Raw genomic sequence first — 18,893 nt, 5'->3', positions numbered from 1 at the left:
TGTTTATCTCTTATAAGTTGCGATAGTGATGCGATCGTTATCACCATAATCTTTTATTGTTTTAATATTGCCATACGCCAATTGAGAAAATATCTCGCGTACTGCATTCCCTTGCTCGAAACCATGTTCAATCAGTAAGCAACCATTTTCATTTAAATAGTCACGCGCTTGTTGCGCAATTAAACGAATATCCGATAACCCATTTTCCGATGCGACTAATGCTGAAAGTGGTTCAAAACGTACATCACCTTTTTTTAAATGATGATCATTTTCATCAATGTAAGGCGGGTTTGATACAATCACATCAAACTGTCCCTGCACACTTCCAAACCAATCGCTTTGCGAGATTGTGACGTTATTGATATTAAGCATCGCTGCATTTTCACGTGCAAGCTGTACCGCATCATCACTAAAATCAACCGCGCAACAAGTCGCTAAAGGTAACTCACTCGCCAAAGCTAAAATAATCGCCCCAGTGCCCGTACCTAAATCTAAAATGGTTGCGTTAGGAGCACAAAATCCAAGTGCCGTTTCTACCAATATTTCAGTATCTGGACGAGGAATTAGCGTCGAATCGTTGACCTTTAACGGCAATGACCAAAACTCACGTGTTCCGGTAAGATGTGCCACAGGAACACCATTAAGACGCTGCTCAACAAGTGCTTCAAAAGCACTTTTTTGCTCAGCCGAAAGGTCTCGCTCTGGCCATGTCATCAGGTAAACGGTCTCTTTTTCTAATACATGGGCAAGTAAAACTTGCGCATCAAGCAGTGGAGAATCACTGGTTGATAACAAGAATTTTGCCCATACTAATGCGTCATCAATACGCAATTAGAAATCACCCTGTGCAAGAGCAGCAAGTTTATCTGCTTGATCTTCGATAAGAATAGGATCAAGTAACGCATCTAAATCACCCTCTAAAATCTCATTTAGACGGTAAAGCGTTAAGTTGATGCGGTGATCACTTACACGCCCTTGTGGGTAGTTATAGGTACGAATACGTTCACTTCGGTCACCACTGGCTACTAAGCTACGACGAATCGTTTGCTCTTCTGCATTATTCTTTTCATCTTCAGCTTGTTGTAAACGCGCTTGTAAAACAGACATCGCTTGCGCACGGTTTTTATGTTGTGAACGCTGATCCTGACATTCCACAACAGTACCCGATGGAAGATGGGTAATACGGATTGCAGAATCGGTTTTATTAACGTGCTGACCACCCGCGCCAGATGCACGGAATGTATCCACTTTAAGGTCTGCAGGGTTAATCGAAATAGCTTCTGCTTCTGGAATTTCTGGCATCACAACAACAGTACATGCAGAAGTATGGATACGGCCTTGAGATTCAGTTTCTGGTACACGTTGAACACGATGACCACCTGATTCAAACTTCATAATACCGTATGCGCCTTCACCATCAATTTTAGCGATAACCTCTTTGTAACCACCCTGTTCACTGGCATTACTGTTCATTATCTCTAAACGCCACTTTTTAGTATCAACAAATTTGCTGTACATACGGAATAGGTTACCAGCAAAAATAGCCGCTTCATCACCACCTGCACCCGCGCGGATTTCAACGTAACAGTTACGGTCATCATTTGGATCTTTTGGCAGTAATAGAATTTGTAAGTCGTCTGAAAGCTTAGCAACATTTAATTTTGCTTCTTTAACCTCTTCAACCGCCATCTCTTTCATTTCAGGATCATCATCCTCAAGCATCATTTCAGCAGCTTCTAAATCTTCTACGCTACCTTGATAAGCTTGGAAACAAAGTACAACCACTTCAAGCTGAGAGTACTCTTTGGTCAGTTCACGATATTTATTTTGATCGTTCATCGTATCAGGATCGCCAAGCATCGCTTGTACTTCCTCATAACGTTCAACTAACCCTTCCAGTTTTGCAACAATTGATGCTTTCATATTCTTCTCTTTTTATCTGCTTTTAATATATCGTATTATTCTTCGTTCAACCCGAGTGCTGAACGTAATATTTGTAATTCGTTATCATCGCCCGACTGACTAACTTGCGTTAGTGCTTGGCTTGGGTAATGAATTAATTTATTGGTTAACTTAAACGCTAACGCTTTAACCACTTTTTGCGGATCACCACCCTTTTCAAGTGAACTGATTGCACGTGCTAATAATTCATCGCGTAACAGCTCACTGTTATTACGATAATTGCGAATACTTTCTACCGCTTTTAAAGACTCTAGCCAGTGACAGAAATCAACGATGCAATCTTCAATAATTTTTTCTGCTTCAATCGCCGCTTCTTGGCGCGCTTGTTTGTTTTCTTCAATAATGCCATGTAAATCATCAACGCTATAAAGATACGCATCACGCAACTCACCAACTTGCGCTTCGATATCACGTGGCACCGCAATATCAATAAACAACATCGGTTGATGACGGCGTTTTTTAAGCGCACTTTCGACCATGCCTTTACCAATAATAGGCAATGGGCTTGCTGTTGAAGAGATGACGATATCGGCATCACTAAGATGCGTCGGAATCTCTTCTAAGGTGATGGCATGTGCATCAAACTGTTCAACTAGCCCCATCGCACGTGAAAGCGTACGATTGGCGATAGTAATATTAGGCACGTTATGTTCAACGAGATACTTCCCCACCAACTCTATCGTTTCACCCGCACCAATAAGTAAAACACGGCTTTTGCTCAGATCACTAAATATCTGCTTGGCCAAACACACAGCAGCAAAGGCAACGGAAATCGCATTGGCACCAATTTGTGTTTCAGTGCGAACACGCTTAGCCACCGTAAAGGCATGTTGAAACCAACGATTAAGTAACTTACTAACGCTTTTTGCCTGACCTGCTGTTGAAAATGCTTGCTTAATCTGACCGAGTATTTGTGGTTCGCCCAATACCAAAGAATCTAAACCACAAGAGACACGAAAAAGATGCTGAATCGCTTTCTCATCATGGTAACAATACAAACTTTTTAGTAATTCAGATTGCGCTATTTGGTGAAAACCACAAAACCAATCAATGACCGTTTGGCAATTTTCCAGTTCAACATGGCCATAAATTTCAGTGCGATTACACGTAGAAACGATCACCGCTTCTAAAACGTTAGGCTGTGCTAATAATTGTTGATAAGCATCAAGTAAAGATTCAGGGCTAAAGGCGACTTTTTCGCGCAGTGCAACTGAGGCTGTTTGATGGTTAATTCCTAAAGCAAAAAGAGACATTCGATAAATTCACAACGCAAGTTTAAAGTGAGAAGCACAGAGCAGGAATTCTACGGAAATTTAAGCCGAAGTGGAAGCATCAAGCTGTTTTTAACGGTTGTTAAAGGTGATTAAACAAAAATTCACTGGGTAAAAAGCCTAACTAACCTATATTATTGAACTTTACCTTTTTACAAGCGTGGTTAGCTTGGGTATTATTCAGCTTCATTCGTACATGTAAGATATGTGTTGTTTTCTCTTTGTTCATAAAAGTGTCGATAAAAAATGCCAATAAAAAAAATAGCTAGCGCCCTCTTTTTAACCTTATCAATCTCGGGTTGCTCGTCTCTTTACGATACCTTCGTTTATCAAATTGACGTTACTCAAGGTAACTATATCGATGAAGAAAAAATATCGCGTTTAGAAATAGGGATGTCACAGGAACAAATTATTTTCATTCTTGGCTCTCCAATGCTGATTGACCAATTTGATTCATCAAAATGGTATTACATTCGTTATATCAAACCCGGCGGCGAAAAAATTCAACAGGAACAAGTTTTGTTGGTGTTTGACAACAATGTCCTCGTAAGTATTGAAAGCGATAATGACATTGGTGATAACCCACTGGTTAAACCAAACCGTAAAAAAGCACCTAACGAAGCAACTGAAAGTAATAGTGAAGATGGTGCTCCGATTACCGATAACTCTGAACCGATCATTAATTAATTTAACGAGGTAATTATGTCTAAGGCAACATTTGCAGGCGGCTGTTTTTGGTGTATTGAAGCTGCATTTAGTTCTCTTGAGGGTGTTAACCAAGCCATCTCAGGCTATTGTGGAGGTGAAACCGATACTCCAAGCTATGATGCCGTTTGTTCAGGTAAAACAGGGCATGCAGAAGTAGTACAAATAGATTTTGATGACGCGATTATTAGCTATCAAGATCTATTAACTATCTTCTTTACACTGCATGATGCGACGCAATTAAATCGCCAAGGTAATGATATCGGTACACAATACCGCTCAGCTATTTTTTATCACGATACTGAGCAGCAGCAACAGGCTCAAGGTTATATTGACGCATTAACACAAGATGCTGTTTTTGATGCGCCTATTGTCACTCAGGTCACGCCTATTGATACCTTTCATAGCGCAGAAGATTACCATCAAGGTTATTATCAACAGAACCCAAGTCAGGGGTATTGTTCAATGGTTATAAGCCCGAAATTTAATAAGTTTAAAGCAAAATTCGGACACAAAATGAAACCGTAAGTCCCACTTACGGTTTTCACTAAACACCGATTAACCTCACTATCACGACCTAATAAACGACGTACAGTTGAATAGTTGTCCGTCGTTTGTCCTTCAAATAAAGTATGATTACTTATTGACGAAGGACTCCTCATCCAATGCAGTTCTCTCCCTTGACGGTTACCTTATAGCAATCTATTTGATTCAGCAGAAAGCATTTAGAATGAAATAGATAATAAAGATTGCTCGCCAGTTCATTAATGGCAACCATTCCAGAGAGCTTAAAACACGAAGTAACCATTGAAAGACAATATTTTGCTCATTAGATCAACAAAATACCTTTTATTAAATGCAGCTTATGATTGATATTGCTATATTTATAAGGACTAGCGCATTAAGGACAGACTATGCTACCGCAAGATGAAAATACGGAATTACATTCTAAACTTAGCCACCTCAAAGAAGTGCTAGGCGCAATAACCGATATGATGCCAGATCGTCATTTTGTCGTAGATGAAGATGGTTTAATTCTAAAACGATTTGGAAATATAAAAGTTGATCAGTTCTATCAGATGTATGAGCCAAATTCAGTTCAAGAACTCACCACGCCTGAGAATGTTAAGCAAACGATGATTCAAATAGGTGAATGTTTAGCGACACAAAACGTTGTCACCTTTGAGGTATCAAGTAAGTTAAGTGATATACAAAAAGTTAAACCAGAGGTTACAGGGCCAACTTCAACACAATGGTTCGAAGTCAGAATGATGCCCCTCAGTTTTGTTATTGAGCAGAAGAAAACATTAATTGTCTCTATACGAAATATAACCGAAAGTAAAGCTGCCGAACAGCAACTACAAGAGCTAGTGATTACTGACCCATTAACCCAGCTGTATAATCGCCGTTATGCAAACGAAGAGTTAACACGTTGCTTACAACGTTTCTTACGCTATAAAACACCTATTACAATCATGATGTTAGACATCGATTTTTTCAAAATGATTAATGATACCTATGGTCACGATGCAGGGGATCTTGTTCTCGTAGAATTAAGTAAATTTTTACAAGACAATATCCGTAAGTCAGATACGATTGCCCGTATAGGCGGCGAGGAGTTTCTGCTAATTATGCCCGACGTGGCACTAAAGTATGTGAAGCCATTTTGTCAGCGATTAGTAAGCAATATAGAAAAATTCCATATTCCCATCGCAGGGGGAAATTTAACCTTGACCATGAGTGGCGGACTCACAGAATTTACGGCATCTGATATTGATGTTGAAACGGTATTAAAACGAGCGGATTTGGCTTTATACCGTTCTAAAAATGAGGGAAGAAATAGAATTACAATTACTTAAATACTTCATTATCAAGCAACTAAGCAGTGTGGAAAACACCCCACTGCTTAATTAATTTACATAACAAACGTCGTAATTAGACCAATTAAACCACCAAAAATACCACCCCAAACAACTAACCAGCCAAGATGCTTTTTAATCATTGCCTGAATAATTTCTTTCACTAATAGTGGCGTTAACTCATTTAAACGCTGTTCAATAATTTGCTCTATTTTAATCAAAATATCGTTCATCATATCAGGTTGTTCAATCTCCTCTTTTAACAATTCAATAAATTTTTCATCTTTTGTTAAATCAGAAATTGAGCTTTTCATATGCTTAATAAAGGGTTCGCGAAGCGGTGTTAATGCCTCTTCTCCACCAAACATCCCTAACATACCACCGAAAGAGGACTCCATGATCACCTTGATTAAACCATCATAGGTAGGGTTTAGATCCACTTTTTCAATCACTGGTGTCAGGTTAAGTTGTGCAGGTGATAATGACCCCGCAGTTAAAAAGCGATCTACATTTTCAAGGGTAAAAAATTGTTCCATCATTAAACTACGGATGCCTTTCTTAAACTCTTCGAAATGTGCAGGAACAACGCCAGAGCCATACAAAAAAGGAACTTTTTCAAATAGCATGAACACTGCTAGCCAGTTAGTTAACGCGCCCGATAGCGCAAATAACCCGACCATGGTTAACATATCTTCTTTCAATAACAAACCCGCAGCCAAAATAAGCGCAGATATAATATTGGTGATTAAACTCTTATTCATTGTATCCTCAATTTTTGTATAAAATAAACAAAAAAATCCAGCGGCGTAAGCGACTGGATTTTTATATTTCTAAGTAAATACACATCACAACTTTATTTAAATTCGCATAATAAAGCCGATTAAACAAAACAGTTAATGGGTAGTACTTTTAAAGGGTAAAGATTATGCGTCGCGTAATTTCAGGCTACGTAATGCTTTATCTAATACACCATTTACGAATTTGTATGACTCGTCTGTTGCGAAGTCTTTTGCTAGCTCAATCGCTTCATTCAATACCACTTTATGCGGTACATCAGTGCGGTAGCTCAATTCAAACATTGCTAAACGTAAAATAGCAATATCAACCATGTCCACATCACCGATTTTACGAGATAGGTATGGAGAAAGTTTTTCATCAAGTGTTTCTTTACGGTTAATCACACCCGAAAGTAGCTCTTTGAAGTAAGGTACATCTGTTTTTGATAAATCTTGATCAACAGAGAACTGTTCAACAATCTGTGCAAAGGTTGCACCTGTAATTTGCCATTGATAAACAGCTTGTACTGCAAATTGACGTGCGCGACGACGTTCAGCTGGTTTCATTTTCATTAACCTAATTCCGCCATAACATTAACCATTTCTAACGCACTTAAAGCAGCTTCGCTACCCTTATTACCCATTTTAGTTCCCGCTCGTTCAATCGCTTGTTCAATTGAATCAGTTGTTAATACACCAAATGCTACTGGAATATCATAATCTAGAGATACTTGTGCTAAACCTTTGTTACATTCGTTAGCGACAAATTCAAAGTGTGGTGTACCACCACGAATAACCGTACCTAATGCAATAATTGCATCATACTTTTTAGAAGCAGCAACACGTTTAGTTACTAACGGTAATTCAACAGCACCCGGCATGCGCACGACAGTAATGTTATCGTCTTGCACTTGACCAGTACGCTTAAGGGTATCAACTGCACCCGCTAATAACTGCTCATTGATAAAGCTGTTAAAACGAGAGATTACAATTGCGATTTTCGCTTCTGGCGCGGCTAAGCCACCTTCAATTATTTTCATTTTCTACCCTTATTTAAAATTTTTGTGCATTCTAGCACACTTTTTTTATCTACTAACAGAATTATTCAGTGATGTAATCAACCACTTCAAGTCCAAAACCTGAAAGTGCATGATAACGCTTCTCAGAACTAAATAATGCCATTTTTTGAACGCCTAAATCACGTAGGATTTGCGAACCAACACCAACACGACGACTTGCGCCCTGTGCTTTCGCAGCAACACGTTCGCCGGCATCCTCTTTAGCAATATTTTTAACTTGTTCAATTAAAGATTCAGCTGTTTCTTGATGACCTAACATCACAAATACACCGCCATCTTTTGCTAAACGCTGTAATGCATCACGCATTGGCCAAGTTTGCTCAGATAAACGATTAGAGAAAAAGTTATCAGAAAACGTATTCTGTAGGTGTACACGCACATTGGTGGTATCACCAGCATTGATTTGGCCATTTACTAATGCAAAGTGAACCTGCTTATCAATCGTATCTTGGTAAGCAATCAGATCAAATTCACCAAATTCTGTTGGTAATTTACAACTAGATACTTTTTCAATCGTTGTTTCGTTATTGTTACGGTACTCAATCAAGTCAGCAACTGTCCCGAGCTTGATACCATGTTTCTGTGCAAAAATTTCTAAATCAGGACGACGTGCCATGCTGCCATCTTCATTTAAGATTTCAACAATCATACCCGCTGGCTCACGGCCTGCTAAACGTGCTAAATCACAGCCAGCTTCCGTATGCCCTGCGCGTGTTAATACACCACCAGCTTGTGCTTTAAGTGGGAAAATATGACCAGGCATCACGATGTCAGTTGGTTTGGCATTCAATGCAACTGCACGCTGAACGGTAATGGCACGATCAGCCGCTGAAATACCCGTTGTAACGCCTTCTGCAGCTTCAATTGAAACCGTGAAGTTAGTAGAAAAAGCCGCGGTATTATCATCAACCATCAATGGTAATTTAAGCTGTTCACAACGTGCTTCTGTTAATGTTAAACAGATTAATCCACGTCCATATTTCGCCATAAAGTTAACCGCTTCTGGCGTCACCATATCTGCAGCCATGATCAGATCGCCTTCATTCTCACGATCTTCATCATCCATTAAGATAACCATTTTACCTAAACGGATATCTTCAATAATTTCAGCAGTTGTATTTAAGTTCATTTTTCTTCCTTTCAAGCAAGTGAGATCTGCCCACTTAATAAATAACGATTAACCGATAAACCCGCTGCGTGCGAGCAGATCCATTGTTGATTCTTTTCCTGAGTTGTCTTTGCCTGTATCACTATGTGCTGCTTTATCGCCTAATAATAGGCGCTCTAGATAACGAGCAACTACATCTATTTCGAGGTTAACAAGCGTGCCAACTCGGTAATGTTGCATGGTAGTTTGTGAGATAGTATGTGGAATAATGGTTAATTTAAAGGCAGCACCATCGATCGCATTAGTGGTTAAACTAATACCATCAATCGAAATAGAGCCTTTTTCGGCAATATATCTAGCAAGCTGATCGGGCGCTTTTATCCAATACTCAATCGCACTACCAAGTTCAGTAATTGAGATGATCTTACCCACACCATCGACATGACCACTGACAATATGCCCACCAAAGCGAGAGCTGACTTGCATCGCTTTTTCAAGGTTCATTGGAAACCCTGTTTTAATCGCAGAGAAACCACTACGTTGAATCGTCTCATTTGAGATATCAACATCATAACCATTGTCATGTAGTTTGGTCACCGTTAAACACACGCCATTGTGCGCAATACTGTCGCCTAGTTTTACATCACTAAGGTCTAGTGCACCACAATCGATACTAATGGTCATATCTTTTGCATGATGCTTGATGGTTTTGATTGAGCCTACGGCTTCGATAATACCTGTAAACATATTAATCTCGGTCACTTATTATGCGGATGTCATCACCAATCAACGTCACTTCTTTTAACGCTAATTGTACAACTTCATCCATTTTAGAATAGTTGGGTAAGTTTACTAAGTTTCTCGCCTGATCGCCCATCAATTTTGGTGCTTGGTACAATATAAATTGATCAACTAATTGTTGCTTAAAGAATTCACCCGCTAATTTTGCGCCCGCTTCGACCCAGAGGTCATTAATTTCATAGCGGTTTAACTGTGCTAATAAATCCTGTAAATCTATGCGCCCATGGCCATCATTTTTGCCGATGATTTGCTCAACTTCAGCAATGCACGCCAATGAATGTAAATCATCACGTGGCGATAACGTCACTAATACTACTTTACCTGCGAGATTAAACAGTTTTTCATTGAGTGTTAATTTATTGTGTGAATCTAAAATAATGCGTATCGGCTGCCTTAGCTCTGATTCATTGATTTGATCGTCAAAACCTGTCGCTTGCGTGAGTTCTGAAAAACGCACATTGAGGCTTGGGTCGTCGCTTAAAACGGTACCACTTCCTGTCACTATAGCACTTTGTAATGCACGAAAATACTGCACATCAATGCGTGCTTTAGGCCCGGTTATCCATTGACTCAAACCATTTTTAAGCGCAGTTTTACCGTCTAGACTAGACGCCATTTTTACCGTTACACGTGCAGTTTGCGTTTGCATGCGCTTTATAAAACCTAAATTAAGTGCTTTTGCTTGATCACCTAATAATCCGATTTCGACCAGAATACCGGCCTCTTCTAGAATTGCGATACCGCGCCCCGCAACAATCGGGTTAGGATCAACCATTGCAATCACTACGCGTCTTACACCAGCTTTTGTTAATGCCATCGCACAGGGCGGCGTGCGACCAAAATGAGAACAAGGCTCTAGTGTCACATAACAGGTGGCATTAATCGCTTTTGTATCAGCCATTGCTAATGCATGGACTTCCGCGTGGGGTTCCCCCGCTTTAAAGTGGAAGCCTTCACCTACAATCATATCATTCGCTACAATCACACAACCCACATTAGGATTTGGCGTAGTAGTAAAGCGACCTTTTTTAGCAAGTTCAATGGCATGTGCCATGTAGGCTGTATCTTTCTCTGAGAAATTTGGCGTTGTCATTTAAAGCCTTACATATTTAATCATTACGCGAACAACAAAATGGATATTCTGCTGCTTATTTTTCAAGTTTAGCAATCTCTTCACCAAACTCTTTCACATCTTCAAAAGAGCGATACACAGAAGCGAAACGAATATAAGCGATCTTATCGAGACTTTTTAGCAAGTCCATTACCAGTTCTCCGACCATTTTAGAAGGGACTTCTCGTTCACCGGTGGCGCGTAATGTCGATTTTAATTTATTAATGCTGACTTCGATATCTTCAATACTGACAGGGCGTTTCTCAAGTGCGCGGTTAATTCCCACCAACAACTTTTCATCGTCAAAAGGTTCACGGCGACCGTCAGATTTAATCAAACGGGGCATCACTAATTCAGCACTTTCAAAGGTAGTGAAACGCTCGTTACACTCATTACATGTGCGGCGGCGGCGTACTTGTGATCCATCAGCGACTAAACGGGAGTCGATCACTTTGGTATCTTGTGCGCTACAAAAAGGACAATACATAACTTCAACTCCATATATCTGAAAACAGTTACCATAAATCGAGCTGTCCATGATACTTCAATATAAGAACTCAGCAAGGTATCTTAAAGTAAGATGGGGATAAAAAAGGCAAAAAAAAACTGCACATTGTGCAGTTTTTATCATTTTTTAGATTCACGTTAAAATATTCAGACTTACAGAGCACAATGGCAATGTAAAACCTTCATAAATTTATCCGTATACTGGGTTCGCTTTACAGAACTCAGCAACCTTAACTTTAACTGCTTCAATCGTTGCAGCTAGTTTCTCTTCGTCTTTAATGGCATCTAAGATGTCACAAATCCAAACAGCAAGTTCAGCAGCATCTGCAACCGTTGCACCACGACGTGTCAGTGCAGGTGTACCGATACGCAGGCCAGATGTAACAAATGGAGAACGTGGATCATTTGGTACAGAGTTCATGTTTACAGTGATATGTGCAAGACCTAGGGCTGCATCTGCTTCTTTACCCGTGATGTCTTGAGCGATCAAGTCAACAAGGAAAAGGTGGTTTTCTGTACCGTTAGAAACGATTTTGTAGCCACGCTCTTGGAATACTTTAACCATTGCTTTAGCGTTATCTAAAACACACTGTTGGTATACTTTGAATTCTGGTTCAGCACACTCTTTAAATGCAACCGCTTTAGCAGCGATAACATGCATTAATGGACCACCTTGACCGCCAGGGAATACAGCTGAATTTAGTTTCTTCTCAATTTCTGCATTAGCTTTAGCAAGGATAAGACCACCACGTGGACCGCCTAATGTTTTATGCGTCGTTGTTGTAACAACATCAGCAAATGGTACTGGGTTAGGGTAAAGACCCGCAGCAACTAAACCTGCAACGTGCGCCATATCAACAAATAGGTAAGCACCTACTTTGTCAGCGATTTCACGAAATTTAGCCCAATCAACAATACCTGAGTATGCAGAGAAACCTGCAATGATCATTTTTGGTTTATGTTCAACAGCTAAACGCTCAACTTCAGCGTAATCAAGGATACCCGTATCAGGGTTAATTCCGTACTGAACAGCATTGTATGTTTTACCAGAGAAGCTAACTTTTGCACCGTGTGTTAAGTGACCACCGTGAGCAAGGCTCATACCTAAAACCGTATCACCCGCATTACAAAGTGCAGCATAAACAGCACTGTTTGCTTGTGAACCAGCATGTGGTTGAACATTTGCGTAATCAGCTGCAAACAAAGATTTAGCACGTTCAATTGCTAATGATTCAGCAACATCAACATACTCACAACCACCGTAATAACGCTTACCAGGGTAACCTTCAGCGTATTTATTTGTAAGTTGACTACCTTGCGCTTCCATTACACGTGGACTTGTGTAGTTTTCAGATGCAATCAGCTCAATGTGATCTTCTTGACGTTGTACTTCACCCGTCATTGATTGCCATAGTTCTGGATCATAATCTGCAATATTCATATCGCGGTTAAACATGCGCTTCTCCTTAATTGAAATAACTGGTAGTCAGTTAAATTTATGTATGCTTTTTGATGTAGCGCATTTTACGCAAAGTTTTGCCCGTTGCATAGACTAATTGGAATGAATAATTTAGCTAATCAACATGAGGGAAATTAACCTTAGGTTTTTTTTCATTAAATAACCTCAATAGCACACCTAAATCACAATAAAATACAGCAAGCTTTTAGTTTTAAAAACGCTTTGTTAAAGTAGATGTTTAAAATTCAATTAGTTAGGGAACAACATGAAAGCAGTAATAATATCAATCGCATCACTTTTTTTGTTAAGCGCCTGTGTCGATGATGACGATGAGACTAAAGCGGTTTACGATATTGAGTGCCAGGGCCAAGAAAATGGTTGGCATGAATTCACTGATACAGTTACCGATTCAAACGGTAACTACTATAAGCTTGAAGGCGAATGGCATTGTAAAAACGAGATAATATGGTATTCAGAGGCACAAGACGAAGTAAACCTATTCGGACGAGTTTACGTCGATAAAATCGATACAGATGGTGAAACAACGCAATATGACTACCATTTTATTCAACTTGATCAAGCACAAAATTTAGTGATACAACAAAATGCGCGCGATGAAGACAACAACTATTATATTGAAAGTTATGATTTAACGCTAAAGTTTGCAACCACTGATGGTCTTTTACCGCAACTATTCACAATGACTCCTTTTAGTAGTAATACATATAGCTTGGAATTTAATTACAATCAGAATGACATTGATACTTTAAGCTGGACTAGATTTAAAAATATCGACGACAACCTTTACAAATATGGTACTTCAGCATGTGAGGCAACTAACAATCAAGATTGGGATTGTGAGAACTGGGATAGCTATTATTACTACGATCAAATACACGAAAAAAATATTTACAGTCAAGACACTCAAAAAAGTAAAAGTCTAACGCCAGATAAAAATAAATTACTTAACAATCCATTAGAAACACGTGACGAATTAATTCGTTTAACTGAAAAATTGTTTGATTAAAACCACCTCAGTTTGCAATAACTCAAACCGGTTGAGTTATTGCAGCTCCCGACCCACTTCAAATCTCTTATAACGAAGCAATTGAAATAATATTCCTAGATCGTGCTATTTATCTACATCCATTCCTACAAAGTATTGACGCCCTGCCCTACTGGCATACAATAACCGCATCTATTCTCATAACTTATAATAAGGTGAAAGATGGCACAGTTTATTTATACCATGAACCGCGTAAGCAAAGTGGTTCCTCCAAAACGTACAATTCTTAAAGATATTTCACTAAGCTTTTTCCCGGGCGCTAAAATTGGCGTATTAGGTCTTAATGGTTCAGGTAAATCAACTCTACTTCGTATCATGGCTGGCATTGATAAAGAGATTGAAGGTGAAGCGCGTCCATTAACTGGCACAAAAATCGGTTACCTACCACAAGAGCCAGTATTAGACCTTGAAAAAAATGTACGCGAAATCATTGAAGAAGCGGTTTCTGAAGTTAAAAATGCACTCACAGAGCTTGACCAAGTTTATGCTGATTACGCATTAGAAGACGCAGACTTTGATGCTCTGGCTAAACGCCAAGGGCAATTAGAAGATATTATTCAAGCACATGATGGTCATAATCTTGAAAACCAACTAGAACGTGCTGCCGATGCACTGCGTTTACCTGCTTGGGACCAACCCATTAAAGTGCTTTCTGGTGGTGAACGTCGTCGTGTTGCACTGTGTCGTTTACTGCTTGAAAAGCCAGACATGCTATTACTTGATGAACCAACCAATCACTTGGATGCAGAATCAGTAGCATGGCTTGAGCGTTTCTTACACGATTATGAAGGTACTGTTGTGGCGATTACCCATGACCGATACTTCCTAGATAATGTAGCAGGTTGGATCTTAGAACTTGACCGTGGTTACGGTATTCCATGGGAAGGTAACTACTCTTCATGGCTTGAACAAAAAGATGCACGTCTTAAGCAAGAGGCTTCTCAAGAGAAAGCACGCCAACGCCAAATTGAAACAGAGCTTGAATGGGTTCGTTCAAATGCCAAAGGCCGCCAGTCTAAAAGCAAGGCGCGTTTATCTCGTTTTGAAGAGCTTAATAACCAAGACTTACAAAAACGTAACGAAACTAACGAGCTATTTATTCCTGTCGGTCAGCGTTTAGGTGATCAGGTTATTGATATTAAAAACCTGACTAAATCATTTGATGGGCGTGTATTAATCGACGATTTGTCATTGAGTATTCCTCAAGGTGCAATCGTCGGTATTATCGGTGCCAATGGTGCAGGTAAATCAACGCTATTTAAAATGATCTCTGGTGATGAACAAGCCGATAGCGGTGAAATCATCATTGGTGAATCGGTTGATTTAGCAAGTGTGGATCAGTTCCGTGATCATATGGATGATACTGTTTCAGTCTTCCAAGAAGTATCGGGCGGCAGTGATATTATCCAAATAGGCAATATCGAAATGCCAAGTCGTGCTTACCTAGGTCGTTTTAACTTTAAAGGCACCGATCAGCAAAAAATCGTCGGTAACCTTTCTGGTGGTGAGCGTGGTCGTTTGCACCTTGCTAAACTACTGAAATCAGGTGGTAACGTGCTGTTACTCGATGAGCCAACCAATGATTTGGATATCGAAACACTGCGTGCACTTGAAGATGCCCTACTAAGCTTTGCAGGCTGTGCAATGGTTATCTCGCATGACCGTTGGTTCTTAGACAGAATTGCTACGCATATCATCGATTATCGTGATGAAGGTGAAGTGAACTTCTATGAAGGTAACTACACCGATTATGAAGCATGGTTGAAGAAAACCTACGGTGCAGCTGCTGCTGAACCACACCGTATTAAGTACAAGCGTATTAATAAATAAGTGTTAATACCGAACAGGCCGCTAAATTTGCGGCCTATTTATTTAGCCTCATCAATAAATAGTCCACCTCACTCTCTTAATACTTTACTAAAGCAGATTTTACTTGAGTCTGTCGTACCATTATTTTCATAGCCACTGATTTGATAACCACTGCTGATCAACAACTGCAGCATGCCTGGATAACGATTCATCGACTTGACACTTATTTCGTTATAACCCGCACTTAATGCCCAGCACTCCTGTTTTTCACGCAGTGTTGTAGCAATCCCTTGTTTCCGATAAGCAGGGATAACACCACCTAGCCAACTATAAAACTGTGTTTTTGATAACGCATAACCGATTTTATAGGCAACCGGTATCTCCCCTACTTTGGCAATAAGAATAAGCGCATGATTATTTGCAAATCTGGCGTGTATTTTTTGCTCAGTTGTTCGACCATCAAACTCTGGTATTTGCGCATCAGCGGTTAACACATCATCGACACTGCCAATTTCAAAATGAACTTTCATTATTTCCTTAGGGTTAATACCAACATTATGCAAAATGGGTTGAGAGCGTAAATATACTGAAAATACTATTGTGATTCAAACCCAACAATAGATAACAAAATATTATTAAATGAATAACTTTTAATAATTTCACGGCGCAACAAACATTCCATATACTCACTCCATCAAAACAAACAAGCAACTAATTAAAAGAGAGATTATTATGAAAATGAGTCATGTAGGTATTATGGTTGGCGATATGGACCAAGCAGTAGAATTTTATACTAAAGCGTTAGGCCTTGATATCGTGATGGGCAACTCTAAAGTGATTGAAGAAAAACAAACGGCTATCGGTAGAATGTGTATTGAAGTATTTGGCGAAGGCTTTAAAGGCTTTAACATCGCTCACTTAGTCACATCAGATGGTATCGGCTTTGAACTATTTGAGATGGTTGATCGTGAACAGCGCCACGTTGTTGATTTCACTAAAATTGGTATCTTCCATTACGCATTAGAGACAGATGACTTTGAAGGCGTAATTGAGAAAGTGACACAGTTCGGTGGTAAAGCACGCATGGATACAATGCGCTATCACCCTGAAGATGAAAACCGTCCTTACAAAATGGTTTACTTAGAAGACCCGTTTGGTAACTTAATGGAGCTTTACTCGCATACTTACTCTGAAACATACTCGTCAGAATATGAATAAAAATAAGAGCATGGTAAATCGCTAACGCGATTTACCATGAAAAAAGCGGGATGTGTAAACATCCCTATGCAGATTGAAACGAAAAAACTAAAAGTGGAAAGCTAAAAATCAAAAGGTAAAGGTACTTAAAGGCACCTCTTCTGCTTCATTATACGTTTTAACCAAACGCCCATCATCACGTACCGTAACAAAAAATGTTTTATTAAGGCCCGACTTTAATGTCTGGATAATAGCAACAGGTTTGTTGATATAGCGCTCTACAAGCATAACTTGAAGTGACTCTGGTGAATGACACTTAGCGTTACGACCAAAACCTTTAATTGTTACAACGTTCATAGCGACTCCTTGATAACTTTATTAATCCTGATTAATCTTGTTCGGCACATATTATTTATGCCTGCTCACTGTTGATGTTGATTATCTTGCCTATTAAACTTTTCAGTTTTATTACAATCCAACTTTTAATCAAAATATTCCATCAATCAACACTAATCCCCACCGCTTCAACGCAATATAAAAGGCTAATTACTCTGTAATAACGGTGCTTTAGCAGCTGCATAAAGTCGCTTTTTCCGCTGCGTTAGCACATTGCCTAATATAACCAGTAATAAACCGATGGTTGAATAAAGTGTCCACTGATAATCTTCAAACAATGCTGAAGCCGTTAACGCCACAATCGGGGTGATAACCAATATATACGCGGCATTACTTGCCCCTAATCTGTCCACAAGAATAAGATAAAAGGTAAAACCAAGCACCGAAGCGGGAATAGCAAGATATAACAAGCTACCAATATATTGGCCAGAAAAGCTAAACTCAAAGGGCAAACCGCGCATTAAAATAATCACTAACAGTGCGATGCATCCATAAACCATCGCATAACTGGTGGCGGTAAATGGTTGAATGTTTCGCTTACTGTTACGAATACTCAACATGTTGCCAATCGAAAAACACCAGGTGCCTAATAACGCCAAAAGCAGTCCGTAGAGGGTATCTTGAGACCAGTCTGTTTTAAGCAAGTCTCCTGCAAATAACAACATAATCCCGCTCAATCCCAGTGTGGCACCTAACCAAAAGTTAACATTACTCTTAGTTTGATAAAATAACCTTGCGTGAAAAGCATTAAAAATAGGGGCTGTTGCCATCAACACCGCCACTAAACCACTGGCGATATATAAAGTCGCACTGTAAAAAGCAAGGAAGTTACAACAAAATAAACATAGCCCCTGCAGTGCGATAAAAGGCTGGTCTTGCATTTTAACCGGTTGCAACTTGTTCCACAGTTTTCCGATAATCAACATAATCAGCGCAGCAAGTGCAAAGCGATAAAAGATAGAAACCTCCATCGGTACATCACCGTGCTGCCATTTGATAGAGATCCAAGATAATCCCCAAATAAAGATCATTGAACCATAGAGCAATGCCGACATAATTATTCCTTATAAACTAATTTAAGGGATATTATGCTGCTTATATTATTGGGGGAATATCACGATATAGGGAGCATTAACATAATATTGCGTTTTAATGCTCATAGGAGAAAATGAACTTAATATTCATTACTTAAGGGCGACATTATTCGATATTAATAGGTAAAAATATAACCTTCTTATTATCTATCCGAAGAATATTAATAATCTCAATGCTCAAATAAATAAGTTTTGTTCTAACGTTAATAAACGTTGTTTTAATGGTAACCCACCAGCATAACCAACAAGCGCACCTTGACGACCAATAATACGATGGCAAGGGATAATGATTGCTAATCCATTTGCTCCATTCGCATTACCAACCGCCCTTACCGCTTTTTCATTTCCTATCGCGACCGCCAAGCCATGATAAGTCGCCGTTTCACCATAAGGTACAGCTTGTAAAGCCTGCCATACCGATTTTTGAAAATCAGTGCCGACCATTAATAGCGGAATATCAAAGCGGCTTAATTCACCAAGAAAGTAGCTTTCAAGCTGCTCTTTTACAGATTCTAAAATGTCATCTGTTTGTTCCACATATGAGGCATTTAAACCTCGTTGTATACGCTTATCAACTGACTCGCGCATTTTTCTATAGCGAAAATCACATAAACAAAGCTTGCCTTGATATGAGCCCAATACAAATTCAGCATAAGGGTGTTTGAAATACTGAATATTAATTTGAGTCATCAT

Annotated in this window: 21 protein-coding genes; 6 read left to right on the top strand and 15 right to left on the bottom strand. The window is 39.4% G+C overall.

Annotated elements, in window-relative coordinates:
• Positions 1–3: 3 nt before the first annotated feature.
• Genes prmC through hemA form a run of 3 tightly spaced genes read right to left on the bottom strand, consistent with a single transcriptional unit; the run spans position 4 to position 3,215 of the window.
• Positions 4–831: a peptide chain release factor N(5)-glutamine methyltransferase gene (gene prmC, locus QQK09_RS11750; RefSeq protein WP_284204335.1), complete on the bottom strand. Its 828-nt coding sequence runs from the start codon at positions 829–831 to the stop codon at positions 4–6.
• Positions 832–1,923, bottom strand: a complete 1,092-nt coding sequence (gene prfA, locus QQK09_RS11745; protein WP_284204334.1) for a peptide chain release factor 1 — start codon at positions 1,921–1,923, stop codon at positions 832–834. It lies immediately after the preceding gene.
• A gap of 35 nt (positions 1,924–1,958) precedes the next feature.
• On the bottom strand, positions 1,959–3,215 hold the full coding sequence (hemA, locus tag QQK09_RS11740) for a glutamyl-tRNA reductase (protein ID WP_284204333.1): 1,257 nt from the start codon (positions 3,213–3,215) through the stop codon (positions 1,959–1,961).
• A 264-nt stretch (positions 3,216–3,479) separates the two neighbouring features.
• Between hemA and QQK09_RS11735 the strand changes: the two genes are divergently transcribed.
• The 3 genes from QQK09_RS11735 to QQK09_RS11725 all read left to right on the top strand — a co-directional run bounded on the left by QQK09_RS11735 (position 3,480) and on the right by QQK09_RS11725 (position 5,797).
• Positions 3,480–3,920 (top strand): outer membrane protein assembly factor BamE, encoded by a 441-nt coding sequence (locus tag QQK09_RS11735; RefSeq protein ID WP_284204332.1) that lies wholly within the window; start codon positions 3,480–3,482, stop codon positions 3,918–3,920.
• A 15-nt stretch (positions 3,921–3,935) separates the two neighbouring features.
• Positions 3,936–4,466 (top strand): peptide-methionine (S)-S-oxide reductase MsrA, encoded by a 531-nt coding sequence (msrA, locus tag QQK09_RS11730; RefSeq protein WP_284204331.1) that lies wholly within the window; start codon positions 3,936–3,938, stop codon positions 4,464–4,466.
• A gap of 386 nt (positions 4,467–4,852) precedes the next feature.
• On the top strand, positions 4,853–5,797 hold the full coding sequence (locus QQK09_RS11725; protein ID WP_284204330.1) for a GGDEF domain-containing protein: 945 nt from the start codon (positions 4,853–4,855) through the stop codon (positions 5,795–5,797).
• Between the two features lie 56 nt (positions 5,798–5,853).
• On the opposite strand, the gene QQK09_RS11720 is transcribed toward QQK09_RS11725, so the two are convergent.
• The 8 genes from QQK09_RS11720 to glyA all read right to left on the bottom strand — a co-directional run bounded on the left by QQK09_RS11720 (position 5,854) and on the right by glyA (position 12,635).
• The gene (locus QQK09_RS11720) at positions 5,854–6,558 is read right to left on the bottom strand and encodes a DUF445 domain-containing protein (RefSeq protein ID WP_284204329.1); all 705 of its coding nucleotides are present in this window, start codon (positions 6,556–6,558) and stop codon (positions 5,854–5,856) included.
• Between the two features lie 162 nt (positions 6,559–6,720).
• Positions 6,721–7,140: a transcription antitermination factor NusB gene (gene nusB / locus QQK09_RS11715; RefSeq protein WP_284204386.1), complete on the bottom strand. Its 420-nt coding sequence runs from the start codon at positions 7,138–7,140 to the stop codon at positions 6,721–6,723.
• 5 nt (positions 7,141–7,145) lie between these two features.
• On the bottom strand, positions 7,146–7,613 hold the full coding sequence (ribH, locus tag QQK09_RS11710) for a 6,7-dimethyl-8-ribityllumazine synthase (RefSeq protein ID WP_284204328.1): 468 nt from the start codon (positions 7,611–7,613) through the stop codon (positions 7,146–7,148).
• 61 nt (positions 7,614–7,674) lie between these two features.
• Positions 7,675–8,781, bottom strand: a complete 1,107-nt coding sequence (gene ribBA, locus QQK09_RS11705; protein WP_284204327.1) for a bifunctional 3,4-dihydroxy-2-butanone-4-phosphate synthase/GTP cyclohydrolase II — start codon at positions 8,779–8,781, stop codon at positions 7,675–7,677.
• A gap of 48 nt (positions 8,782–8,829) precedes the next feature.
• Positions 8,830–9,507 carry a riboflavin synthase gene (locus tag QQK09_RS11700; RefSeq protein ID WP_284204326.1) on the bottom strand — a complete coding sequence of 226 codons (678 nt, stop codon included), beginning with the start codon at positions 9,505–9,507 and terminating at the stop codon, positions 8,830–8,832.
• Position 9,508: 1 nt separating this feature from the next.
• A complete protein-coding gene (gene ribD / locus QQK09_RS11695; protein ID WP_284204325.1) occupies positions 9,509–10,654 on the bottom strand; it encodes a bifunctional diaminohydroxyphosphoribosylaminopyrimidine deaminase/5-amino-6-(5-phosphoribosylamino)uracil reductase RibD in 1,146 nt (381 codons plus the stop codon).
• A gap of 55 nt (positions 10,655–10,709) precedes the next feature.
• Positions 10,710–11,159, bottom strand: coding sequence for a transcriptional regulator NrdR (gene nrdR, locus QQK09_RS11690; RefSeq protein ID WP_284204385.1), 450 nt, complete (start codon positions 11,157–11,159; stop codon positions 10,710–10,712).
• 210 nt (positions 11,160–11,369) lie between these two features.
• On the bottom strand, positions 11,370–12,635 hold the full coding sequence (gene glyA / locus QQK09_RS11685) for a serine hydroxymethyltransferase (protein ID WP_284204324.1): 1,266 nt from the start codon (positions 12,633–12,635) through the stop codon (positions 11,370–11,372).
• Between the two features lie 268 nt (positions 12,636–12,903).
• Here glyA and QQK09_RS11680 point away from each other — a divergent pair, with 268 nt between their 5' ends.
• Both QQK09_RS11680 and ettA read left to right on the top strand, forming a co-directional pair.
• Entirely contained in the window at positions 12,904–13,665 is a 762-nt protein-coding gene (locus QQK09_RS11680) for a hypothetical protein (RefSeq protein ID WP_284204323.1), read from the top strand.
• A 201-nt stretch (positions 13,666–13,866) separates the two neighbouring features.
• Positions 13,867–15,534, top strand: a complete 1,668-nt coding sequence (gene ettA, locus QQK09_RS11675; protein WP_284204322.1) for an energy-dependent translational throttle protein EttA — start codon at positions 13,867–13,869, stop codon at positions 15,532–15,534.
• 68 nt (positions 15,535–15,602) lie between these two features.
• Here the strand turns inward: ettA and QQK09_RS11670 are convergent, their stop codons facing one another.
• Positions 15,603–16,043, bottom strand: coding sequence for a GNAT family N-acetyltransferase (locus QQK09_RS11670; RefSeq protein ID WP_284204321.1), 441 nt, complete (start codon positions 16,041–16,043; stop codon positions 15,603–15,605).
• A 202-nt stretch (positions 16,044–16,245) separates the two neighbouring features.
• On the opposite strand from QQK09_RS11670, the gene QQK09_RS11665 reads away from it, so the two are divergent.
• Positions 16,246–16,731 (top strand): VOC family protein, encoded by a 486-nt coding sequence (locus QQK09_RS11665; RefSeq protein WP_284204320.1) that lies wholly within the window; start codon positions 16,246–16,248, stop codon positions 16,729–16,731.
• Between the two features lie 108 nt (positions 16,732–16,839).
• Here the strand turns inward: QQK09_RS11665 and QQK09_RS11660 are convergent, their stop codons facing one another.
• The 3 genes from QQK09_RS11660 to QQK09_RS11650 all read right to left on the bottom strand — a co-directional run bounded on the left by QQK09_RS11660 (position 16,840) and on the right by QQK09_RS11650 (position 18,890).
• Positions 16,840–17,067 carry a hypothetical protein gene (locus QQK09_RS11660; protein ID WP_284204319.1) on the bottom strand — a complete coding sequence of 76 codons (228 nt, stop codon included), beginning with the start codon at positions 17,065–17,067 and terminating at the stop codon, positions 16,840–16,842.
• Positions 17,068–17,252: 185 nt separating this feature from the next.
• Positions 17,253–18,161: a DMT family transporter gene (locus tag QQK09_RS11655; protein ID WP_284204318.1), complete on the bottom strand. Its 909-nt coding sequence runs from the start codon at positions 18,159–18,161 to the stop codon at positions 17,253–17,255.
• A 216-nt stretch (positions 18,162–18,377) separates the two neighbouring features.
• Positions 18,378–18,890, bottom strand: a complete 513-nt coding sequence (locus QQK09_RS11650) for a methylated-DNA--[protein]-cysteine S-methyltransferase (protein ID WP_348532710.1) — start codon at positions 18,888–18,890, stop codon at positions 18,378–18,380.
• Positions 18,891–18,893: the final 3 nt, after the last annotated feature.

The organism is Psychromonas marina (assembly GCF_030161115.1).
Classification (GTDB): Bacteria; Pseudomonadota; Gammaproteobacteria; order Enterobacterales; family Psychromonadaceae; genus Psychromonas; species Psychromonas marina.
Note: the sequence above shows the minus strand (reverse complement) of the source record. Positions and strands in the feature narration are given on the sequence as shown.

What these genes read in the sequence shown, in the direction of transcription:
- prfA (WP_284204334.1), bottom strand. Translation starts at nt 1,923, where the DNA reads ATGAAAGCATCAATTGTTGCAAAACTGGAAGGGTTAGTTGAACGTTAT.
- hemA (WP_284204333.1), bottom strand. Translation starts at nt 3,215, where the DNA reads ATGTCTCTTTTTGCTTTAGGAATTAACCATCAAACAGCCTCAGTTGCA.
- QQK09_RS11735 (WP_284204332.1), top strand. Translation starts at nt 3,480, where the DNA reads ATGCCAATAAAAAAAATAGCTAGCGCCCTCTTTTTAACCTTATCAATC.
- msrA (WP_284204331.1), top strand. Translation starts at nt 3,936, where the DNA reads ATGTCTAAGGCAACATTTGCAGGCGGCTGTTTTTGGTGTATTGAAGCT.
- QQK09_RS11725 (WP_284204330.1), top strand. Translation starts at nt 4,853, where the DNA reads ATGCTACCGCAAGATGAAAATACGGAATTACATTCTAAACTTAGCCAC.
- QQK09_RS11720 (WP_284204329.1), bottom strand. Translation starts at nt 6,558, where the DNA reads ATGAATAAGAGTTTAATCACCAATATTATATCTGCGCTTATTTTGGCT.
- nusB (WP_284204386.1), bottom strand. Translation starts at nt 7,140, where the DNA reads ATGAAACCAGCTGAACGTCGTCGCGCACGTCAATTTGCAGTACAAGCT.
- ribH (WP_284204328.1), bottom strand. Translation starts at nt 7,613, where the DNA reads ATGAAAATAATTGAAGGTGGCTTAGCCGCGCCAGAAGCGAAAATCGCA.
- ribBA (WP_284204327.1), bottom strand. Translation starts at nt 8,781, where the DNA reads ATGAACTTAAATACAACTGCTGAAATTATTGAAGATATCCGTTTAGGT.
- QQK09_RS11700 (WP_284204326.1), bottom strand. Translation starts at nt 9,507, where the DNA reads ATGTTTACAGGTATTATCGAAGCCGTAGGCTCAATCAAAACCATCAAG.
- ribD (WP_284204325.1), bottom strand. Translation starts at nt 10,654, where the DNA reads ATGACAACGCCAAATTTCTCAGAGAAAGATACAGCCTACATGGCACAT.
- nrdR (WP_284204385.1), bottom strand. Translation starts at nt 11,159, where the DNA reads ATGTATTGTCCTTTTTGTAGCGCACAAGATACCAAAGTGATCGACTCC.
- glyA (WP_284204324.1), bottom strand. Translation starts at nt 12,635, where the DNA reads ATGTTTAACCGCGATATGAATATTGCAGATTATGATCCAGAACTATGG.
- QQK09_RS11680 (WP_284204323.1), top strand. Translation starts at nt 12,904, where the DNA reads ATGAAAGCAGTAATAATATCAATCGCATCACTTTTTTTGTTAAGCGCC.
- ettA (WP_284204322.1), top strand. Translation starts at nt 13,867, where the DNA reads ATGGCACAGTTTATTTATACCATGAACCGCGTAAGCAAAGTGGTTCCT.
- QQK09_RS11670 (WP_284204321.1), bottom strand. Translation starts at nt 16,043, where the DNA reads ATGAAAGTTCATTTTGAAATTGGCAGTGTCGATGATGTGTTAACCGCT.
- QQK09_RS11665 (WP_284204320.1), top strand. Translation starts at nt 16,246, where the DNA reads ATGAAAATGAGTCATGTAGGTATTATGGTTGGCGATATGGACCAAGCA.
- QQK09_RS11660 (WP_284204319.1), bottom strand. Translation starts at nt 17,067, where the DNA reads ATGAACGTTGTAACAATTAAAGGTTTTGGTCGTAACGCTAAGTGTCAT.
- QQK09_RS11655 (WP_284204318.1), bottom strand. Translation starts at nt 18,161, where the DNA reads ATGTCGGCATTGCTCTATGGTTCAATGATCTTTATTTGGGGATTATCT.
- QQK09_RS11650 (WP_348532710.1), bottom strand. Translation starts at nt 18,890, where the DNA reads ATGACTCAAATTAATATTCAGTATTTCAAACACCCTTATGCTGAATTT.